The organism is Marmoricola sp. URHA0025 HA25, assembly GCF_054059435.1.
The window spans coordinates 1325599-1343094 of sequence record NZ_JBSSCD010000001.1 but is presented as its reverse complement, the minus strand read 5'-3'; the positions used below and the strand labels follow the sequence as shown (position 1 = coordinate 1343094).

General features: G+C 71.0%; 21 protein-coding genes. 6 read left to right on the top strand and 15 right to left on the bottom strand.

All coding sequences use genetic code 11. The features are described from left to right. Window positions 1-34: 34 nt before the first annotated feature. Both ACVW00_RS06570 and ACVW00_RS06565 read right to left on the bottom strand, forming a co-directional pair. Window positions 35-814, bottom strand: a complete 780-nt coding sequence (locus ACVW00_RS06570; protein WP_457110102.1) for an ABC transporter permease — start codon at window positions 812-814, stop codon at window positions 35-37. Further along, the gene (locus tag ACVW00_RS06565) at window positions 811-1725 is read right to left on the bottom strand and encodes an ABC transporter ATP-binding protein (RefSeq protein ID WP_457110101.1); all 915 of its coding nucleotides are present in this window, start codon (window positions 1723-1725) and stop codon (window positions 811-813) included. Before ACVW00_RS06565 ends, ACVW00_RS06570 begins: the two co-directional genes overlap by 4 nt. 129 nt (window positions 1726-1854) lie before the next feature. Between ACVW00_RS06565 and ACVW00_RS06560 the strand changes: the two genes are divergently transcribed. Then, window positions 1855-3012, top strand: a complete 1158-nt coding sequence (locus tag ACVW00_RS06560) for a sensor histidine kinase (RefSeq protein ID WP_457110100.1) — start codon at window positions 1855-1857, stop codon at window positions 3010-3012. Then, the gene (locus tag ACVW00_RS06555) at window positions 3009-3659 is read left to right on the top strand and encodes a response regulator (protein WP_457113079.1); all 651 of its coding nucleotides are present in this window, start codon (window positions 3009-3011) and stop codon (window positions 3657-3659) included. The genes ACVW00_RS06560 and ACVW00_RS06555 overlap by 4 nt, the downstream gene beginning before the upstream one ends. Window positions 3660-3681: 22 nt before the next feature. Here the strand turns inward: ACVW00_RS06555 and ACVW00_RS06550 are convergent, their stop codons facing one another. Genes ACVW00_RS06550 through ACVW00_RS06540 form a run of 3 tightly spaced genes read right to left on the bottom strand, consistent with a single transcriptional unit; the run spans window position 3682 to window position 6562 of the window. After that, a complete protein-coding gene (locus ACVW00_RS06550) occupies window positions 3682-4437 on the bottom strand; it encodes an MBL fold metallo-hydrolase (protein WP_457110099.1) in 756 nt (251 codons plus the stop codon). Next, window positions 4434-5273, bottom strand: coding sequence for a glutamate racemase (gene murI, locus ACVW00_RS06545; RefSeq protein WP_457110098.1), 840 nt, complete (start codon window positions 5271-5273; stop codon window positions 4434-4436). The genes ACVW00_RS06550 and murI overlap by 4 nt, the downstream gene beginning before the upstream one ends. 50 nt (window positions 5274-5323) lie before the next feature. Continuing rightward, window positions 5324-6562: an MFS transporter gene (locus ACVW00_RS06540; protein WP_457110097.1), complete on the bottom strand. Its 1239-nt coding sequence runs from the start codon at window positions 6560-6562 to the stop codon at window positions 5324-5326. A 142-nt stretch (window positions 6563-6704) separates the two neighbouring features. Between ACVW00_RS06540 and ACVW00_RS06535 the strand changes: the two genes are divergently transcribed. Then, window positions 6705-9008: a peptidase M6 gene (locus tag ACVW00_RS06535; RefSeq protein WP_457110096.1), complete on the top strand. Its 2304-nt coding sequence runs from the start codon at window positions 6705-6707 to the stop codon at window positions 9006-9008. A 70-nt stretch (window positions 9009-9078) separates the two neighbouring features. Here the strand turns inward: ACVW00_RS06535 and ACVW00_RS06530 are convergent, their stop codons facing one another. The 7 genes from ACVW00_RS06530 to clpS form a co-directional block, all read right to left on the bottom strand. After that, window positions 9079-9477: a hypothetical protein gene (locus tag ACVW00_RS06530; RefSeq protein WP_457110095.1), complete on the bottom strand. Its 399-nt coding sequence runs from the start codon at window positions 9475-9477 to the stop codon at window positions 9079-9081. After that, on the bottom strand, window positions 9470-9829 hold the full coding sequence (locus tag ACVW00_RS06525; protein WP_457110094.1) for a hypothetical protein: 360 nt from the start codon (window positions 9827-9829) through the stop codon (window positions 9470-9472). Before ACVW00_RS06525 ends, ACVW00_RS06530 begins: the two co-directional genes overlap by 8 nt. 10 nt (window positions 9830-9839) lie before the next feature. Further along, window positions 9840-10787: a PLP-dependent cysteine synthase family protein gene (locus ACVW00_RS06520; RefSeq protein ID WP_457110093.1), complete on the bottom strand. Its 948-nt coding sequence runs from the start codon at window positions 10785-10787 to the stop codon at window positions 9840-9842. Continuing rightward, window positions 10787-11095, bottom strand: a complete 309-nt coding sequence (locus ACVW00_RS06515) for a MoaD family protein (RefSeq protein ID WP_457110092.1) — start codon at window positions 11093-11095, stop codon at window positions 10787-10789. Before ACVW00_RS06515 ends, ACVW00_RS06520 begins: the two co-directional genes overlap by 1 nt. A 7-nt stretch (window positions 11096-11102) precedes the next feature. Continuing rightward, complete coding sequence (locus ACVW00_RS06510) at window positions 11103-11555, bottom strand: Mov34/MPN/PAD-1 family protein (RefSeq protein ID WP_457110091.1); 453 nt, start codon at window positions 11553-11555, stop codon at window positions 11103-11105. 88 nt (window positions 11556-11643) lie between these two features. Then, the gene (locus ACVW00_RS06505; protein ID WP_457110090.1) at window positions 11644-12225 is read right to left on the bottom strand and encodes a DUF2017 domain-containing protein; all 582 of its coding nucleotides are present in this window, start codon (window positions 12223-12225) and stop codon (window positions 11644-11646) included. Further along, window positions 12222-12521: an ATP-dependent Clp protease adapter ClpS gene (clpS, locus tag ACVW00_RS06500; protein WP_457110089.1), complete on the bottom strand. Its 300-nt coding sequence runs from the start codon at window positions 12519-12521 to the stop codon at window positions 12222-12224. The genes ACVW00_RS06505 and clpS overlap by 4 nt, the downstream gene beginning before the upstream one ends. Window positions 12522-12596: 75 nt before the next feature. Here clpS and ACVW00_RS06495 point away from each other — a divergent pair, with 75 nt between their 5' ends. Continuing rightward, window positions 12597-13841, top strand: coding sequence for a nicotinate phosphoribosyltransferase (locus tag ACVW00_RS06495; protein WP_457113078.1), 1245 nt, complete (start codon window positions 12597-12599; stop codon window positions 13839-13841). 9 nt (window positions 13842-13850) lie between these two features. Here the strand turns inward: ACVW00_RS06495 and ACVW00_RS06490 are convergent, their stop codons facing one another. Continuing rightward, window positions 13851-14204: a nuclear transport factor 2 family protein gene (locus ACVW00_RS06490; protein ID WP_457110088.1), complete on the bottom strand. Its 354-nt coding sequence runs from the start codon at window positions 14202-14204 to the stop codon at window positions 13851-13853. 45 nt (window positions 14205-14249) lie between these two features. On the opposite strand from ACVW00_RS06490, the gene ACVW00_RS06485 reads away from it, so the two are divergent. After that, window positions 14250-14825, top strand: coding sequence for an isochorismatase family protein (locus ACVW00_RS06485; protein WP_457110087.1), 576 nt, complete (start codon window positions 14250-14252; stop codon window positions 14823-14825). A gap of 61 nt (window positions 14826-14886) precedes the next feature. On the opposite strand, the gene ACVW00_RS06480 is transcribed toward ACVW00_RS06485, so the two are convergent. Then, window positions 14887-15672 (bottom strand): enoyl-CoA hydratase-related protein, encoded by a 786-nt coding sequence (locus tag ACVW00_RS06480; RefSeq protein WP_457110086.1) that lies wholly within the window; start codon window positions 15670-15672, stop codon window positions 14887-14889. A 38-nt stretch (window positions 15673-15710) separates the two neighbouring features. Between ACVW00_RS06480 and ACVW00_RS06475 the strand changes: the two genes are divergently transcribed. Then, on the top strand, window positions 15711-16241 hold the full coding sequence (locus ACVW00_RS06475; RefSeq protein WP_457110085.1) for a DUF1697 domain-containing protein: 531 nt from the start codon (window positions 15711-15713) through the stop codon (window positions 16239-16241). Here the strand turns inward: ACVW00_RS06475 and ACVW00_RS06470 are convergent. Further along, window positions 16238-17476 carry a homogentisate 1,2-dioxygenase domain-containing protein gene (locus tag ACVW00_RS06470; RefSeq protein WP_457110084.1) on the bottom strand — a complete coding sequence of 413 codons (1239 nt, stop codon included), beginning with the start codon at window positions 17474-17476 and terminating at the stop codon, window positions 16238-16240. The genes ACVW00_RS06475 and ACVW00_RS06470 overlap by 4 nt on opposite strands. Window positions 17477-17496 lie beyond the last annotated feature (20 nt).

The following is a 17496-nucleotide window of genomic DNA, read 5'->3' as shown; positions in this document are numbered from 1 at the left end:
GCCCGACACCACCCGCCCGGAGCTCAGCCGCCGCTCACTTCACCTCGGCGCGCAGCATCCGCCAGAGGCCGGCGATGAACGGGATGATCACCCAGATCGTCGCGGTGACCCCGAGCTGCGCCCACTCCTTGCCGGTCAGGTTGCCGACGTCGCCGAGCGGTCCCTGGGCGGTACCGAAGTCGATCCACGGGCCGGAGCTCTCGAGTGCCGGGACGGTGTTGAACAGGATCGAGAAGGCCGTCGGCAGCACGAAGTAGACGACGACCGCGGCCGCGCTGTTGAGGAGCAGCAGGCCGAACGCAAGGCCCTGCAGGATGCCGCTGAACTGCAGGATGGCGAACTTGAAGATGTCGATGGCCCCGACCTCGCGCCACGGGTCGGTGCCGCCGAAGAGCACCGTGGACAGGGCACCCACACCGACCGCGACGACAAGGGCAGCCGCGCCGAGCAGCAGAGCGGCGTACACCTTGGCCGCGAGCGTGCGACTGCGGTGCGGCTCCAGGGTGAACGTCACCATCGCCGTGCGCTGGCTCCACTCCTGGGTGACCAGCAGGATGCCGAGAACCGGGAGCAGGATGCCCTGGGGCGCGCCGGCGAACTGCATGAAGTTGGAGAAGGTCCGGTCCTCGTCGTGGCCGGCGAGCCCGAAGATCGTCGACGCCACGACCGTGATCGCCGCCATCGCGATCAGCAGCCACATCCCGGCCCGGGTGTCGACCATCTTGCGCAGCTCGACCTTCACGAGCCGTGACATCGGCGGCCGGGTGGTGGTGGAGAGATCCAGTCCGACAGCGGGGGTTGCGGTGGCGCTCACAGCTGTACTCCTTCGGTGGTGACGATCTCGCGGGCGTCGTCCGCGGTCAGCTGCAGGAAGAGCTCCTCGAGGCCCTCGCCCTCGGCGTGCCTCAGCTCGGCGAGGACCACTCCTGCCGCCGCGGCGACCCGGCCGACGTCGATGGGCTCGGTCTCGGCTCGCAGGCCGCCGTCACCGGAAGGCACGGCCTTGATGCCGGCCTCCTCGAGGGCGGCGGCGAGCTTCTGCGGATGCTCGGCGCGCGCGAAGGTGCCGCTGGTCTGGAGCAGCTCGGCCTTCGTGCCCTGGGCCACGATCCTGCCCCGGCCGATCAGGACCATCTCGTCCGCGATCATCTCGACCTCGTGGAGGAGGTGCGAGGAGAGCAGCACGGTGCCGCCGCGCTCGGCGTAGCCGCGCAGCAGGCTTCGCATCCAGTGGATGCCCGCGGGGTCGAGGCCGTTCGCCGGCTCGTCGAGGATCAGCACGGACGGGTCGGCCATCAGCGCGTTCGCGATGCCGAGCCGTTGCCGCATCCCGAGGGAGTAGTTGCGGACCCTGCGCCGGGACTCGGTCTCGGTGAGCCCGACGAGCTCCAGCATGTCGTCGACCCGTGACTCCGGCAGCCCCATCGTCATGGCGCTGAGCGCGAGCACCTCGCGGCCGGTCCGGCCGGCGTGCTGGGCCGACGCGTCGAGGAGCACGCCGACGTGGCGGCCCGGGTTCGGGATGTCGGCGTACTTGTGGCCGCCGATCGTCGCGATCCCGTGGTCGGCGTGGGTGAGCCCGACCATGATCCGCATGCTCGTGGACTTGCCGGCGCCGTTCGGGCCGAGGAACCCGGTGACCCGCCCCGGCAATGCCGTGAAGGAGACGTCGTCCACGGCCGTGAAGCCGCCGTACGTCTTGGAGACTCGCTCGAGAGTGATCATGACGCCGATCCTCGCGGGTGCGCACTGTCGGGCGCATCCGCTTTGCGGCTGTGCCTGCCCCGACCAAAGTAGGCACCCTTGCTGCCAGGGTCTCTGGCTGCCTGCGCCCGTGGTCCCTAGCCTTGGGACGTGCTCGAGCCCGGACCGGAGGACTACAACCCTCCCGTGACCCCGTGGGGTCACGTGTGGCGCACCGCGCTCGCCCTGGTGATCTCGGGTCTCGCCTGGGGCGAGATCGCCTCCCACGAGTGGCCGAACGGGTGGTTCTGGCTGGACCTCGCGGGAGGCGTCGTCTCCGTCGGGCTGGCGTTCTACCGCCGCCGCTGGCCGGTGTCGGTCGCGCTCGTCCTCACGCTGTTCGGCCTGTTCTCGATGTCGGCAGCAGGGCCGGCGGTCCTCGCCGTGGTCTCGCTGTGCACCCGCCGCAACCTCCGGCAGGTCGTCCCGATCGCGCTGCTCAACATTGCCATCGGCCAGATCTACCTGGAGTACCAGCCCGCGGCCGACAACGGCGACCCGGCCTGGGTCTCGTTCACGTTCAACGTCGTGGTGACCGTCGCGATCGTCGCGCTCGGCATGTACGTCGGCTCCCGGCGCGAGCTGGTCTGGACGCTGCGCCAACGTGCGCAGCAGGCCGAGGCCGAGCAGGAGCTGCGCGTCGAGAACGCCCAGTCCGCGGAGCGCGAGCGGATCGCGCGCGAGATGCACGACGTGCTCGCGCACCGGATCTCGCTGGTGACGATGCACGCCGGCGCGCTGGCCTATCGCACCGATCTCCCGCCCGAGCAGGTGCGCGAGACCGCCCGGCTGATCCAGACCAAGGCCCACGAGGCACTCACCGACCTGCGCCAGGTGCTGGGGATGCTGCGCGGGGAGGACGGCGTCCCCGACCGGCCGCAGCCGACGCTGCTGGACCTGGACACGCTGATGGACGAGGCGAGGAGCAGCGGGATGGTCGTCGACTACACCAACGGCCTCAACGGCTCCCGCCCCAGCGAGCAGGTCGGGCGCACCGTCTACCGGATCATCCAGGAGGCGCTCACGAACGCCCGCAAGCACGCGGCCGGCACGCACGTGTCGGTGAACCTCGACGGTGAGCCCGACCGGGGCCTCACCGTGATCGTCGGCAACGCCAAGCCGGTCGGCCCGGACCGGCCCGCGACGCCGGGCTCACGGCTCGGACTGGTCGGCCTTCGCGAGCGGGCCGCGCTCACCGGCGGCACGCTGAGCGTGGACGAGACCGACCGCTCCTTCACCCTGCGAGGCTGGTTGCCGTGGACGACCTGACGACGATCCTCATCGTCGACGACGACCCGCTGGTGCGCAGCGGCCTGGCCCTGATCCTCGGCGGCGCCAGCACGCTCGACGTCGTCGCGCAGGCGGCAAACGGCCGCGAGGGCCTCGCGGCGGTCGACGCGCACCAGCCCGACGTCGTCCTGATGGACATCCGGATGCCGGTCATGGACGGCATCGAGGCCACCACCGAGCTGGCGGCACGGAGGGACCCGCCGAAGGTCATCGTGCTCACGACCTTCGACGCCGACGACTACGTGCTGCGCGCACTGGCCGCGGGAGCCAGTGGGTTCCTGCTCAAGGACACCGCGCCCGAAGACATCGTCGACGCGGTGCACAAGGTCGCGGCCGGGGAGCCGATGCTCTCCCCGAGCGTCACGGCGACCCTCATCGAGCAGGTCACCGCCCGCGCGCCCGGGCGCAGCCGGGAGGCGCGCGAGCGGCTGGAGGGGCTCACCGAGCGCGAGCACGAGGTCGCGCTCGCCGTCGGGCGGGGCCTGAGCAACGCCGAGATCGCCGGCGAGCTCTACCTGAGCATCCCCACGGTCAAGGCGCACATCGGCCGGCTGTTCATGAAGCTGCAGGTGGAGAACCGGGTCCAGATCGCCCTGTGCGTGCACGATGCGGGGCTGGCGGGTTGATCGGGTCTCGACCCGCCGTCGGTCAGACCTCGTAGGTCTTGCCGGGCACCGCGAGCTCGAGCGGTCCGTCGTAGGTCTCGGCCGCCTCGCGCAGCATCACCTGGCCGTCGAACCAGGGCGGCACGTGGGTCAGCAGCAGCCGGCGGGTGTTGGCCAGGGTCGCCATCCGGCCCGCCTCGGCACCGGTGAGGTGCAGATCGGGCGGGTTCGAGTGGCCCTCGACGAAGGACGCCTCGCAGAGGAACAGGTCGGCCTCGGAAGCGGTCTCCACGAGCGCCGGGCAGGTGCCCGTGTCGCCGGAGTACGCCAGGGTGCGGCCGTCGGCCTCGACCCGCAGCCCGTACGCCGCAACGGGGTGGGCCACCTTGGCGGGCGTGATCGTGAACGGCCCGAGCAGGATCGGACCGGCGTACGGCAGGAACTCGAACTCCTCGTTCATGCCCGGGTCCTCGTCCAGGTCGTAGGCCTTGGCCATCCGCACGGCGGTGCCCAGCGGTCCCCACACCGGGACCCGCGGCTGCGGACCGGTGGGGTGGTACTTGCGCAGGACGTAGAAGCCGCACAGGTCCAGGCAGTGGTCGGCGTGCAGGTGCGAGAGCAGCACACCGTCGACGGTCACCGGGTCGATGTGTCGCTGCAAGGCGCCCAGCGCGCCGTTGCCCAGGTCGAGCAGCAGCCGCCAGGTGCGCCCCGCGTGCTCGGCCTCGAGCAGGTAGCAGCTCGCGGGCGAGTCCGGCCCGGGATAGGAGCCCGAGCACCCGATCACGGTCAGCCTCACGGCGCGGTCTCCCCCGCCAGCTCGGGTGCCATCACCCAGCCACCCCCCGTGAACTGGGCGACGCTCTGCAGCTCAGGGCCGAGGAAGCGCTGTCCGATCCGGCCGAACTCCTCGGGCTGGCCGGTGGTGAGGAAGCGGTGGACGGGCGCGAGGTCGGTGTCGTGCTCCAGTCCGCGCTCGGTCAGCACGCGGTAGACGTCCTTCGCGCACTCCTCGGCGCTGCTGACCAGCGTGACGTCGTCACCCATCACGTAGGAGATGACACCGGTGAGGAGCGGGTAGTGGGTGCACCCGAGCACCAGGGTGTCGACGCCTGCCGCGACCAGCGGGTCGAGATACTCGTGCGCGACGGCGAGGAGCTCCTCCCCGCCCGTCACGCCCTGCTCGACGAACTCGACGAAGCGCGGGCAGGCCCGCGTGGTCAGCGTGACCTGGGGAGCCGCCGCGAACGCGTCCTCGTAGGCCAGCGACTCGGCGGTCGCGCGCGTGCAGATCACGCCGATCCGGCCGCTGCGGGTCGCGGCAACCGCGCGACGGGTCGCGGGCAGGATCACCTCGACGACCGGTACGTCGTACCGCTCGCGCGCGTCGCGCAGCATCGCGGCACTGGCCGAGTTGCACGCGATCACCAGCATCTTCACGCCCTGGTCGACGAGGTGGTCGAGGCACTCGAGCGCATATTCGCGCACCTCACCGATCGGCTTGGGCCCATAGGGCTGGCGCGCGGTGTCGCCCAGGTACAGCACCGACTCGTGCGGCAGCTGGTCGATGACGGCCCGGGCCACGGTGAGGCCACCGAAGCCGGAGTCGAAGATGCCGATCGGAGCGTCCGCCACGGGCCAAGGCTAGTTGGCGAGCGCCCGGAGAGGTGGAATGGCGACCCAGATCACGCCGAGCGGCCCACCTCGGCGAGAGCTGCACCTGCCCGCTCGGTGCGCTGTGCCCGGAGGCCGACCAGGAGGACGACCAGACCGGCCCCGGCGAGGCCGGCACCCACGAGGCTGGGCGCACGGTAGCCGTGACCTGCCTGGATCACCGCAGCGCCGACCCAGGCCCCCAGCCCGTTGGCCAGGTTCAGCGCCGAGTGGTTCAACGCGGCACCCAGCATCTGCGCGTCGCCGGCGACGTGCATGAGCCGCAGCTGCAGGTTGATCGCGACCACCGAGCCGAGGAGTCCGACCAGCAGCACCAACACCCACAGCGCAGCCGGCACGCCGGCCAGCAACCAGATCAGCACGAGGACGCCCGACACGGCGACGAAGCCGCCGAGGAGCGCGCGCTCGACGTCCCAGTCGGCAAGCCGGCCGGCCAGCCAGGAGCCCGCCACCGAGCCGATCCCGAAGGCCAGCAGGAACCACGGGATGGCGGACCGGGCCAGGCCGGCCTCGCCGGTGACCAGCGGCGCGACGTAGCTGTACATGGCGAAGACGCCGCCGAAGCCGATCATCCCGGCCGTCACGGCGTACAGGACCTGCGGCCTTCGGAGCGCCTGGAGCTCGGCCATCACCGACGCCTCGCGGTTGCCCGGGGTGTGCGGCACCACGACGAGCAGGAGGGCTCCCGTGGCGACGGTGATCGCGACCACCGCCCAGTAGGCGCTGCGCCAGCCGAGGTCCTGGCCGAGCCAGGTGCTCGCCGGGACACCCACCACGGTGGCGACCGACAACCCGAGCATCACACCGCTGACGGCGCGGCCCTTGCGCTCGGGCGCGACCAGCGACGCCGCGATCAGCGAGGCGACACCGAAGTAGGCGCCGTGCGGCAGGCCGGCGAGGAACCGGGCCGCCATCACCGGCCAGTACCCGTGTGCCAGCGCGGTGGCGGCGTTGCCGATGCCGAGCGCGAGCACCAGCGCCACCGCCAGCTCGCGGCGCGGCAGGCGCGCGCCGAGCGAGACGATCACCGGCGCTCCGACCACCACGCCGAACGCGTACGCCGTGATGACGTGGCCGGTCCGCGGGATGGACTCGCCGATGCCGCCGGCGATCTCCGGGAGCAGGCCCATCGTCACGAACTCCGTCGTGCCGATCGCGAACCCGCCGAGCGCCAGTGCGGTGATCGCGAGCACGACGTGCCGCGGTCGCGGGTGGGACGCAGCTCGAACGGGCACCTGAGGGGAAGTCATCCGGGCCGCTCTCCATTCCTTCGAAGCATTTCCGGTCCCAACCATTGCGGAACGCCAGCGTCCCTGTTTGGATCATCCGCGTCAGCGGGTGGGGCGGCTCGATCAGCCGGCACCACCTTGTTTCGGGTGAAAGAGATGACACATGCCACGTATCAGACCATCAGCGGCCTGCGCCCTCGCGGCGACGGCCGCCCTGGCGCTCAGCACCGCGGTCGCCGGCACCACGGCGTCCTACGCCGATCCCGGCGACCCGGGCAACCCGGGCGCTCCTGGAGCCGCGAAGGCGCGGCACGGGGACGTCCGCAACGTCGGGCCCGACTACAACGAGGGCAAGTCCCTCCACCTCAGCACCTCGAAGGCCCGCCAGCCGCAGTCCATGCTCGCGACCAGCGGCGCTGACCCGGCGGTCGGCACGACGAAGACCTGGCTGGCCCTGAACGACGCCAACAACGCCATCTACCTGAAGAGCTACACGCTTCGCGGGCTCGGCGACCACATCCAGGTGTGGGTGGCCAACGACACCACGTTCCCGGCGGGCGACTGCCGCAACGACCTCGGGCTCAGCGACATCACCGACGACCAGGTGAGCAGCTTCGTCCACGAGTTCGACACGAACATCTACCCGAAGGAGTCCGCGACCTTCTCGACCCCGCCGAGCCGCGACGGCTCGGGCGCCGACCTGCCCGGGAAGGTGGGCCTCCCGGCGGACTACTACCAGGTCTCCAGCGACCAGGCCGACGACATCACCGTGCTCGTCGACAACGTCAGGGACGCGAACTACTACGACCCCTCCACGCCGGACGGCCAGACCTACATCGCCGGGTTCTTCTACTCGGTGTTCAACGAGTACGTCGATCGCAACGTGATGACGATCGACGCCTACGACTGGCTGCACCGCACCGGCGCCAACCCGCCGGACGACAGCGCCGACCAGGCCTACATCGACTGTGCGCAGCAGCAGGGCTCGACCCGGCCCTACGGCACGGCTCGTCCGCACCTGTACGAGGGCACGTTCGCGCACGAGTACCAGCACCTCCTGGAGTACTACGAGGACCCCGACGAGGTGTCCTGGGTCAACGAGGGCCTCTCGGACTGGGCCCAGACGCTGGTCGGGTACGTCGACCCGTCGATCGCACCCGACGCTCCCGGGGCCGACGGCCACCTCTCCTGCTTCCAGGGCTACCAGCCGCCGAACTTCGGCGGCCCGGAGAACTCCCTGACGGTGTGGAGCGACCAGGGCGGCCCGGAGATCCTCTGCGACTACGGCGCGGCGTACAGCTTCATGGAGTACCTCGAGAGCCACTACGGCGAGGCCTTCATGACCGCGCTGCACCGCAACGACGACAGCGGGCTCGACGGCCTCGACGCCGTGCTCTCGCAGTTCCATGCGCACCGGACTGCGCAGGAGACCCTGCACGACTGGGCAGCCGCGATGGCGCTCGACTCCGTGGCGGGCCAGCGCAAGCTCACCGGCGGGGACAGCCGCGCGCTGTCGATCGCCTCGATGAACGCAAAGATCAACTGGGACAACGCGCAGGCCTACGAGAGCCCGGGCGCTCCGCCCAACGGCTCGGACTACGTGCGATTGCGTGGCCAGGACGGTCGGTATCTCTCCGCCGCGCAGCTGCGCAGCCTGACCTTCGCCGGCTCGCGAATCCTCGAGCCGACCCCGGTCGAGTGGGAGGTCGCGGCGACGCCACCCGACGGCACCACCGCGGCGACCACCTGCGGGGACATCGGCACCGGCACGGGCGCTCCGGCGCTGTACTCCGGCTGCGGGGAGAACCTCGACCGCTCGATCGTCCGATCGGTCTCCGTGCCGGCGAGCGGCGGAACGCTCGACTTCGACGCGCTCTGGGACACCGAGCCCGGCTGGGACTTCGGCTTCGTGCAGGTCTCCGAGGACGGCGGCAGGACGTGGACCAGCCTGCCCACCGCCGACACCACGGCCGACCACGACCCCGGGGCCGTCTCGGCGGTGACCTCGCAGCTGCCCGGCTTCACCGGCGACAGCTCGACCTGGAAGAGCGAGTCGGCCGACCTGTCGGCGTACGCCGGCAAGGACGTGCTCGTCGGCTTCCGGTACGTCACCGACTCGGGCGTCAACGAGGCCGGGTTCTGGGTGCGCAACATCTCGGTCGCGGGCACAGCCGTCCCCAGCACCCTGGACGGCTGGGAGTCGATCTCGCAGGCGAACCCGACCCCGGTCGCAGGGTGGACCGTGCAGCTCGTCGCGTACGACGAGAAGGGGCGCGCCTGGTACCACGACCTGCACCTCGGCGGTGACTTCGAGGGCCGCCTGATCGGGCCGGACCTGATCAGGAGGCTCGGCCGACAGGCGACCGTCGTGGGCGCGATCGTCACCCAGGACGACCCGAGCGAGACGGTCACGCAGTACGCGCGGTACACCCTGAAGGCCAACGGGGTGACCCAACCCGGCGGCTGAGCGGGAGCGGCTTGGTTTCGACAGGCTCAACCACCGGTGGTTGAGCCTGTCGAAACCTCCGCCGTGGGACTCAGCGGCGGCTTCCGCGGAGGATCCACCAGAGGCCGACCATCGGCAGCACCAGCGGAACCCACCCGTAGCCGACCCCGAAGTCGGACCACACGCTCGCCTCGGGGAACGTGCTGGTCCACAGCAGACTCGCGAGGCCGACGGCCAGCACGCCGGTCAGCTCGAAGGAGACCGCGACCAGGGCGATCGCGCGCCGGTCGGTCGCCAGCGCCCAGGTGGCGACGACGTAGACGACGGCCGCGAGCACCGACAGCGCGTAGGGCAGCGGCGCCTCGGAGAACTTGCTGAACAGCTCGAAGGACGCGCGGCCGCTCGCCGCGAAGGCCAGGATCCCGTAGACGAAGACGATCACCCGGCCGAGGCCGGCACTGGTCGGCCGGGGCTCGCCGGCGTCAGACATGGGTGGACCAGATGTCGTGGAGCCGGACGAACAGGACCGGCACGACCAGGACGCCGACCAGCAGTACTGCGGTGCCGTTGCGGGTCCGTTCCGCCCAGGACCAGCCCGCGGCGAGCGGCAGGATCACCAGTGACCCGGCGAGGTAGGCCACGTAGGTGAACACCGAGACCCCGCGATGGTCGTCGAGGACCATCGAGACCCCGACGACGAGCTGGGCGAGCAGCCCGAGCTCGAGGAGCACGAGCATCGCGTAGGTGGCCCGGCCCGGCAGCCGGTCGCGGACGATCAGCACGACGAGCTGCACCAGGGCGAGCGCGCTGAGGATCGAGAGGGCGATCTGGAGCTGTTCCATCCGCGCTGCCCTAGGCCCAGAGCTGGCCCTCGAGCCGCTCCTCGGCCTCGTCGATGGTGCCCTCGTAGGCGCCCGTGGACAGGTACTTCCAGCCGCCGTCGGCGACGACGAACGCGATGTCGGCCCGCTCCCCCGCCTGGACGCACTTGGCCGCCTGCCCGAGCGCGGCGTGCAGGATCGCGCCGGTCGAGATGCCGGCGAAGATGCCCTCGGACTCGATCAGCTCCCGGACCCGGCGTACGGCGTCACGCGGGCCGACCGAGAAGCGGGCGTCGATCAGCGTCTCGTCGTACAGCTCCGGGACGAAGCCCTCGTCGAGGTTGCGCAGCCCGTAGACCAGCTCGCCGTAGCGGGGCTCGGCGGCCACGATCCGGACGTGCGGCGCGTGCTCGCGGAAGTAGCGGCCCGCTCCCATGAGGGTGCCGGTCGTCCCGAGGCCGGCGACGAAGTGCGTCACCTCGGGCAGGTCGGCGTGGATCTCTGGCGCGGTGCCCTCGTAGTGGGCCAGCGCGTTCGCCGGGTTGCCGTACTGGTAGAGCATCACCCAGTCCGGGTGCTCGGCGGCGACCTGCTTGGCGACCCGGACGGCCTCGTTGGAACCACCGGCGGCGGGGCTCGAGAGCACCTCGGCGCCCCACATGCGCAGCAGCTGGCGGCGCTCCTCCGAGGTGTTCTCGGGCATCACGCAGACGAGCCGGTACCCGCGGAGCTTCGCGGCCATCGCCAGCGAGATGCCGGTGTTGCCCGACGTCGGCTCCAGGATCGTGCAGCCCGGCCGGAGGGTGCCGTCCTTCTCGGCCGCCGCGATCATCCGCAGCGCCGCCCGGTCCTTGATCGAACCGGTCGGGTTCTGGTCCTCCAGCTTGGCCCACAGCCGGACGTCCGGCGAGGGCGAGAGCCGCGGCAGCCCGACGAGCGGGGTGCCGCCGACGGTGTCGAGCAGGCTGTCGAAGCGCATCAGGTCGTCGAGCTCGGTCGGGAACCGCCCGCGACCGCAGGCAGCACGACGACCTGGTCGCCGTCGCTGAGTGCGGTCTCCAGGCCGCCGGTGAACCGGACGTCCTCGTCGTTGACGTAGACGTTGACGAACCGGCGCAGGTCGCCCTGCCCGTCCGCCTTGGCCTCGATGAGCCGGTCCTTGAGGCCTGGGTGGTTGGCCTCGAGGTCTTCGATGAGCGCCGCGAGGGTGTCGCCGCTGGCGTCGACGGCCTTCTCGCCGCCGGTGTACGTACGCAGGATCGTGGGGATCCGGACCTCGATGGCCATGTCGCTCCTAAGCGCTCTGGGTCTGGCTCTGATGCTGGGACGCGTCGAGGATCTCGACCGGTTCCTCGGTGACCTCGCCGTCGATGATCCTGTAGGACCTGAACTCCACCGGGCCCTCGCTATTCCCGTGCTCGCGTGTCGAGACGAGCACGTAGTGCGCCCCCGGCTCGTTGGCCAGCCCGATGTCGGTGCGGCTCGGGTAGGCCTCGGTCGCCGTGTGGGAGTGGTAGATGACCACCGGCTCCTCGTCGTTGGCCCACATCTCCTTGTACAGCGCGAGCAGCTCGGTGGAGTCGAACTCGTAGAACGTCGGCGACCCGGCCGCGTTGACCATCGGCACGTGCCGGCTCGGTACGTCGGAGCCCTCGGCCCCCGCGACGATCCCGCACGCCTCGTCGGGATGGTCCCGCCGGGCGTGGGCGACGATCGCGTCGTACAGCCTGCGGTCGAGTCTCAGCACGTGGACAAGGTTAGGGGAGATCGGCCGTCGGCCGGGCCGGGGCCCAGTCGCCGGACGGGTGCGGAGGTCGCGTCAGGCTCAACCACCGTCAGCGGGACACGGCCTGGACGAGCGTCTCTTGCAGGTAGCCGACCCAGTCGTAGATGTCGTGGACCTGTGCGCGCGGGTCGTCGTCGGGCAGGGAGTACCAGACCTCCTCGTCACCCTCCTCGATCCCGAGCCGGGTCGCGATCGCCAGGCGCATGTCGGTGAACGACCGCATCCAGGTGATCGCCGTCGCCGGGTCCAGCTCGATGTCGATGAAGAGCCCGTCCTCCGGCTCGACGGGCAGACCGGCCTCCTCCAGGGTGTCGATCACCGCTGCGGCGCTGGCCGCCTTGCCGTTGCGCAGGTCGCTCTCGGTGTAGCGGCGGAACTCCGCCGACGCCTCGTCGTCCTCGGGGTACGCCGTGGGGAAGAGCCGGGCGAGCACCGGGTCCTCGGGCTCGAGGGTCGGGCCGCTGAAGTCGAGCAGGTCCTCCAGGGAGTCCGAGGCGATGTCCTCGGTCGCCGACTCGTTGCGCAGCAGCTCGATCAGCTGTGCCGCCAGGGACCGGAGCAGGTCGGCCTCGAACGCCGTGAACGTGGTGACCGCCGCTCCGGACTTCCGGTGCCGGGTGAAGCCACTCACGGCGTGTCTGCCTTCTGCATCGTCGCCCAGAGGCCGAACTCGTGCATCGCCTGCACGTCGCGCTCCATCTCCTCCCGCGAGCCCGTCGAGACCACCGACCTGCCGTCGTGGTGCACCTCGAGCATGAGCTTCTCGGCCTTGTCCCGTGCGTAGCCGAAGTACTGCTGGAAGACGAAGGTGACGTAGGACATCAGGTTCACCGGGTCGTTCCAGACGATCGTCACCCAGGGAGTGGACAGGTGGGTGATGTCGTCGGTCACCGGCTCGTCGAGCTCGACAGGGCTGGGAGCGGACATGCCGTCAACACTAGGCCGTCCTAGGCTGCCAGCGTGACGTCGACCGCCCTGCTGACCGACCACTACGAGCTCACCATGGTGCAGGCCGCGCTGGCCGGTGGCACCGCGCACCGCCGGTCGGTCTTCGAGCTCTTCCCGCGCCGCCTCCCCGAGGGCCGCCGGTACGGCGTCGTGGCCGGCGTCGGACGGATGCTGGAGGCGCTCGCCGAGTTCCGGTTCGGCGACGGGCAGGTCGAGTTCCTGCGCCGAGAAGGCATCGTCGACGGCCCGACGCTGGACTGGCTCGCCAGCTACCGGTTCACCGGCGACGTCTGGGGATACCCGGAGGGAGAGCTCTACTTCCCGTACTCGCCGCTGCTGATCGTGGAGGCCGGCTTCGCCGAAGCGGTCGTCCTCGAGACGCTGCTGCTCTCGATCTACAACCACGACTCCGCGATCGCCTCCGCGGCGTCCCGGATGACCTGGGCTGCGGGCGGCCGCCCGTGCATCGAGATGGGCTCGCGCCGGACCCACGAGCAGGCGGCCGTGGCGAGCGCCCGGGCGGCGTACGTCGCCGGCTTCGCGAGCAGCTCGAACCTGGAGGCCCGGCGCCGGTACGGCGTACCGACGGCCGGGACCAGCGCCCACTCGTTCACCCTGCTCCACGACACCGAGACCGATGCGTTCCGGGCGCAGGTCAGCGCGCTCGGGTCCGGGACGACCCTGCTCGTCGACACCTACGACGTCGCGACCGCTGTCGGGATCGCCGTGGAGGTCGCGGGCACGGGGCTGGGAGCGGTGCGGCTCGACTCCGGAGACCTCGGGGAGCTCGCCCGGTCGGTCCGGGAGCAGCTCGACGGGCTCGGCGCCACCGGGACCCGGATCCTGGTCACCTCGGACCTCGACGAGTTCGCGATCGCGGCCCTCGCTGCAGCCCCGGTCGACGGCTACGGCGTCGGGACCCAGGTCGTCGTCGGCAGCGGGCACCCCACCTGTGGGTTCGTGTACAAGCTGGTCGCGCGCGCGGACGACGCCGGCACCATGGTCGACGTCGCGAAGAAGAGCAAGGACAAGATCTCCGTCGGTGGGCGGAAGTACGCCTTGCGCCGGCTCGACGACTCCGGCGTGGCCGAGGCGGAGCTGCTCGGGATCGGCGCCCTGCCGACCGGCGACAGCAACGACCGCGAGCTGCTCGTCCCGCTGGTCAGCAGGGGCGAGATCGTCGGAACGGAGCCGTTGGAGCGTGCCCGCGACCGGCACGCGCGGTCACGTCGCGAGCTGCCGATGACCGCCCGGCAGCTGCAGAAGGGCGAGCCGGCGGTGCCGACCCGGTTCCTGTGACCGCCTGCCTCAGTCGACGACTGCCCGCAGGTCGGCGATCAGGCCGTCGTCGTCGAACCTGATCAGGTCCATGACCCGCACGACCAGCGGATCGCCACCGGTGGGCACGCTGATCACGAAGTGCACCGCCGCGTGGTCGCCGGTCACCAGGAGCGGACCCGCCAATGTGGTGCTGAAGCCGCCGCGGTAGGCCCGCTCGAAGAAGCTGCGGATCGCGTCCCGGCCGACGTTCGGCGGTGAGCCGACCGGGTCCTCCTGGCGGGCGTCCTCGGCGAACAGGGCGAGGGTGGCCTCGAGGTCCTGGCGGCCGACCGCCTCGACGTACTGGCGGACGGCCTTCTCGATGTGGTCTCGGGTGGGCATGGGCCCACCCTGACAGAACCAGCGCCGGTCGCTAGCCTCGGATTCATGGCGCGGGCTCTGATCGTGGTCGATGTGCAGAACGACTTCTGCGAGGGCGGGTCGCTGCCGGTGCAGGGCGGCGCCCGGGTGGCCAGCGAGATCGGCGTCCTGCTCCACCACTGGTCGCGCAAGGACCCCAAGGCGCCGCCGTACGACGTGGTCGTGGCCACCAAGGACCACCACGTCGACCCCGGAGCGCACTGGTCCCGCGATCCCGACTACGTCGACTCGTGGCCGGTGCACTGCCGGGCGGGAACCGACGGGGAGGCGTTCCACCCGAACCTCGACCCGCAGCCGTTCGACGCGATCTTCCTCAAGGGACAGCACGAGGCGGCCTACTCCGGGTTCGAGGGCCGCACCTCCGACGGGGTGGAGCTCGCGGACTGGTTGCGCAGCCACGAGGTCGACAGCGTCGACGTGTGCGGGATCGCGACCGACCACTGCGTGCGGGCGACCGCCCTGGACGCGAGCAGCAACGGGTTCGCCACCCGGGTGCTCACCGACCTCTGCGCCGGCGTCGCTCCGGAGACCACCGAGGCCGCCATCACCCAGCTCGGCGAGGCCGGCATCACGGTGATGTGAGGGGTGTGGGGGTCTCGACTGATCGTCCGCTGGCGCTCGCTGCTCGACCAGCCGGAGAGCGTCAGCGCCCGCGAAAGTCCGGGCGGCGCTTCTCGTTGAACGCCCGCATCCCCTCGGCGGCGTCGTCCGAGCGCAGCAGCACCGACTGACCGGCGCGCTCGCGCTGGAAGGCATCGGCCAGCCGGTCGAGGGTCGCGGCGTTGACCGCCTTCTTCGTCGCCGACTGGGCCAGCGGCGGCCCGGAGGCGAGCCGGCGGACGACCTTGCCGAGCCCCTCCTCGTAGTCGTCGTCGGGGAAGACATGGGAGACCAGGCCGGCGTCGTAGGCCTCCTGGGCCGACAACAGGTCGGAGAGCAGCGCGAGCCGCATCGCCCGGACCCGGCCGACCGCCGCCGCCACGGTCGCCGTGGCGCCGCCGTCGGGCATCAGGCCGATCCTGGTGAACCCGAGCGTGAGCGCCGCGGACGCCTTGGCCACCACCAGGTCACAGGCGAGCACGGCGCTCATGCCGACGCCGGCAGCGACCCCGTTGAGTCCGCAGACCACCGGCTTGTCGCAGTCGGTGATCGACCGGATCAGCGCGTTGGCGGCGTCGACCGCGGATGCGTCGTACTTCTCCTCCGGAGCGTCGCCGCTGAGGTCGGCGCCGGCGGAGAACGCGGCGCCGGTGCCGGTCACCACCACGACGCGGACGTCGTCGCGCGAGACCGCGGCGCGCAGCTCCGCGACGAGCCCCAGCACCATCTCGCCGGTCAGTGCGTTGAAGGTCTCCGGCTGGTCGAGGGTCAACCAGAGGGCGCCGCCCTCGAGGTCGACCCGCAGGCCGTCGTACTCGCTCACGGGCATGCGGCAATCTAGCGCCCCGGCGCCACTAGCCTGAGCCCATGCCTTCGCACATCGGCTTCCTGCGCGCGGTGAACATCGGCAAGCGGCAGTACCGGACGGCCGATCTCAGGGCGGCGCTGGAGGGCGCCGGCTACACCGACGTCGAGACCCACATCCAGACCGGCAACATCAAGATCAGCGCGCCGCTGCGCTCGAGCGCCAAGGTCGAGGCGGCCCTCGAGGAGCTGTTCCTCGCCGACCGCGGCTTCGACGTGGTCACGATGGTGTTCACGCCGCAGCAGGTCACCCAGATGGCGGCGGACGCCGACGAGCTCGCCGCCGCGCACGGGTTCGAGTACGGCCAGTACGTCAGCGTCCTCAAGCACGAGCCCGCTGCGGCGACGCGGAAGGAGATCGAGGCGCTGGGCGAGGAGGGCGAGCGGCTGGTCGTCCGCGGACGCGCGGTGCACATGCTCTACGACGTCCCGTACGGCACCTCGAAGACCGCCACCCGCCTCGAGAAGGTCGCCGGGCCCGCGACCAACCGCAACGCCAAGGTGATCCGCGCCCTCGCCGAGAAGTGGGGCTAGGAGTTCGAGAAGACTGCGGGGCCGCCGTCGGCCTCCGGTCCGCGTCCCGCCCAGGTCCATGCATACGCCGGGTCCTCGACCGCGAGCCCGGCCTCTCCGAGCTCGAGCGGGCGGAAGGTGTCGACCATCACCGCCGACTCGTCGAAGAACTCCACCCCGATCGACGCCTCCACCGCCGACGGCTGCGGCCCGTGGGCGTAGCCACCGGGGTGCAACGAGATCGAGCCGATGTCGATGCCGCTGCCCTTCCGGGCCTCGTAGTCGCCGCCGACGTAGAACATCACCTCGTCGGAGTCGACGTTCGAGTGGTAGTAGGGCACCGGGATGGACTGCGGGTGGTAGTCGACCTTGCGCGGCAGGAAGTTGCAGACCACGAAGTTGTGGCCCTCGAAGACCTGGTGCACCGGCGGCGGCTGGTGGACCTTGCCGGTGATCGGCATGAAGTCCTCGATGTTGAACGTGTAGGGGTACAGGCAGCCGTCCCAGCCGACGACGTCGAACGGGTGCGTCGCGTAGGTCATCCGCGACCCGACGATGCCGCCCGGGCCGTTGCCACGGTGCTTGACGAGCACCTCGACGTCCTCGTCGCCGGTGGTTGAGCCTGTCGAGACCAACGGCTCTGCCGGCCCGTGCAGGTCGCGCTCGCAGTACGGCGCGTGCTCGAGGAACTGCCCGAAGCGCGACAGGTAGCGCTTCGGCGGCGTGATGTGCGACGACGCCTCGATCGCGTAGAGCCGGGACTCTTCTGCGGGCAACCAGCGGTGCGTCGTGGCCCGCGGGACCAGCACGTAGTCGCCCTGTCGGTAGGACAGCACGCCGAAGACGGTCTCCACGGTGCCGCTGCCCGACTCGACGTACACGCACTCGTCGCCGATCGCGTTGCGGTAGAGCGGAGAGGCGGCCGTCGCCACCACGTAGGAGATCCGGACGTCCGCGTTGCCGAGGACCAGGCGACGATGGTCGACGGCGTTGGGGGTCGCTCCCCCGGTGGTCAGCTCGTGGAGCTTGAGGTGCCGCGGCTTGAGCGGGTGGTTCGGGGTGGTCGAGAGATCCGGAAGGTCCCAGACCTGGCTGTCGACGATCGCCGAGGGCACGCCCACGTGGTAGAGCAGGGAGGCGTCGGAGGAGAAGCCCTCCTCCCCCATCAGCTCTTCGTAGCGCAGCCGGCCACCGTCGTCGCGGAAGGCGGTGTGACGGGTGCGGGGCACATCTCCGACCGATCTGTAATACGCCACGCAGCCACGTTAGCGTGGCG

Bases quoted from the DNA above. Each gene is read 5' to 3' on its own strand.
- ACVW00_RS06490 (WP_457110088.1), bottom strand. From the start codon at position 14,204: ATGCCCACCCGAGACCACATCGAGAAGGCCGTCCGCCAGTACGTCGAG.
- ACVW00_RS06475 (WP_457110085.1), top strand. From the start codon at position 15,711: ATGCCTTCGCACATCGGCTTCCTGCGCGCGGTGAACATCGGCAAGCGG.
- ACVW00_RS06535 (WP_457110096.1), top strand. From the start codon at position 6,705: ATGCCACGTATCAGACCATCAGCGGCCTGCGCCCTCGCGGCGACGGCC.
- ACVW00_RS06525 (WP_457110094.1), bottom strand. From the start codon at position 9,829: ATGGAACAGCTCCAGATCGCCCTCTCGATCCTCAGCGCGCTCGCCCTG.
- ACVW00_RS06520 (WP_457110093.1), bottom strand. From the start codon at position 10,787: ATGCGCTTCGACAGCCTGCTCGACACCGTCGGCGGCACCCCGCTCGTC.
- ACVW00_RS06530 (WP_457110095.1), bottom strand. From the start codon at position 9,477: ATGTCTGACGCCGGCGAGCCCCGGCCGACCAGTGCCGGCCTCGGCCGG.
- ACVW00_RS06480 (WP_457110086.1), bottom strand. From the start codon at position 15,672: ATGCCCGTGAGCGAGTACGACGGCCTGCGGGTCGACCTCGAGGGCGGC.
- ACVW00_RS06565 (WP_457110101.1), bottom strand. From the start codon at position 1,725: ATGATCACTCTCGAGCGAGTCTCCAAGACGTACGGCGGCTTCACGGCC.
- clpS (WP_457110089.1), bottom strand. From the start codon at position 12,521: ATGTCCGCTCCCAGCCCTGTCGAGCTCGACGAGCCGGTGACCGACGAC.
- ACVW00_RS06540 (WP_457110097.1), bottom strand. From the start codon at position 6,562: ATGACTTCCCCTCAGGTGCCCGTTCGAGCTGCGTCCCACCCGCGACCG.
- ACVW00_RS06485 (WP_457110087.1), top strand. From the start codon at position 14,250: ATGGCGCGGGCTCTGATCGTGGTCGATGTGCAGAACGACTTCTGCGAG.
- ACVW00_RS06495 (WP_457113078.1), top strand. From the start codon at position 12,597: ATGGTGCAGGCCGCGCTGGCCGGTGGCACCGCGCACCGCCGGTCGGTC.
- ACVW00_RS06515 (WP_457110092.1), bottom strand. From the start codon at position 11,095: ATGGCCATCGAGGTCCGGATCCCCACGATCCTGCGTACGTACACCGGC.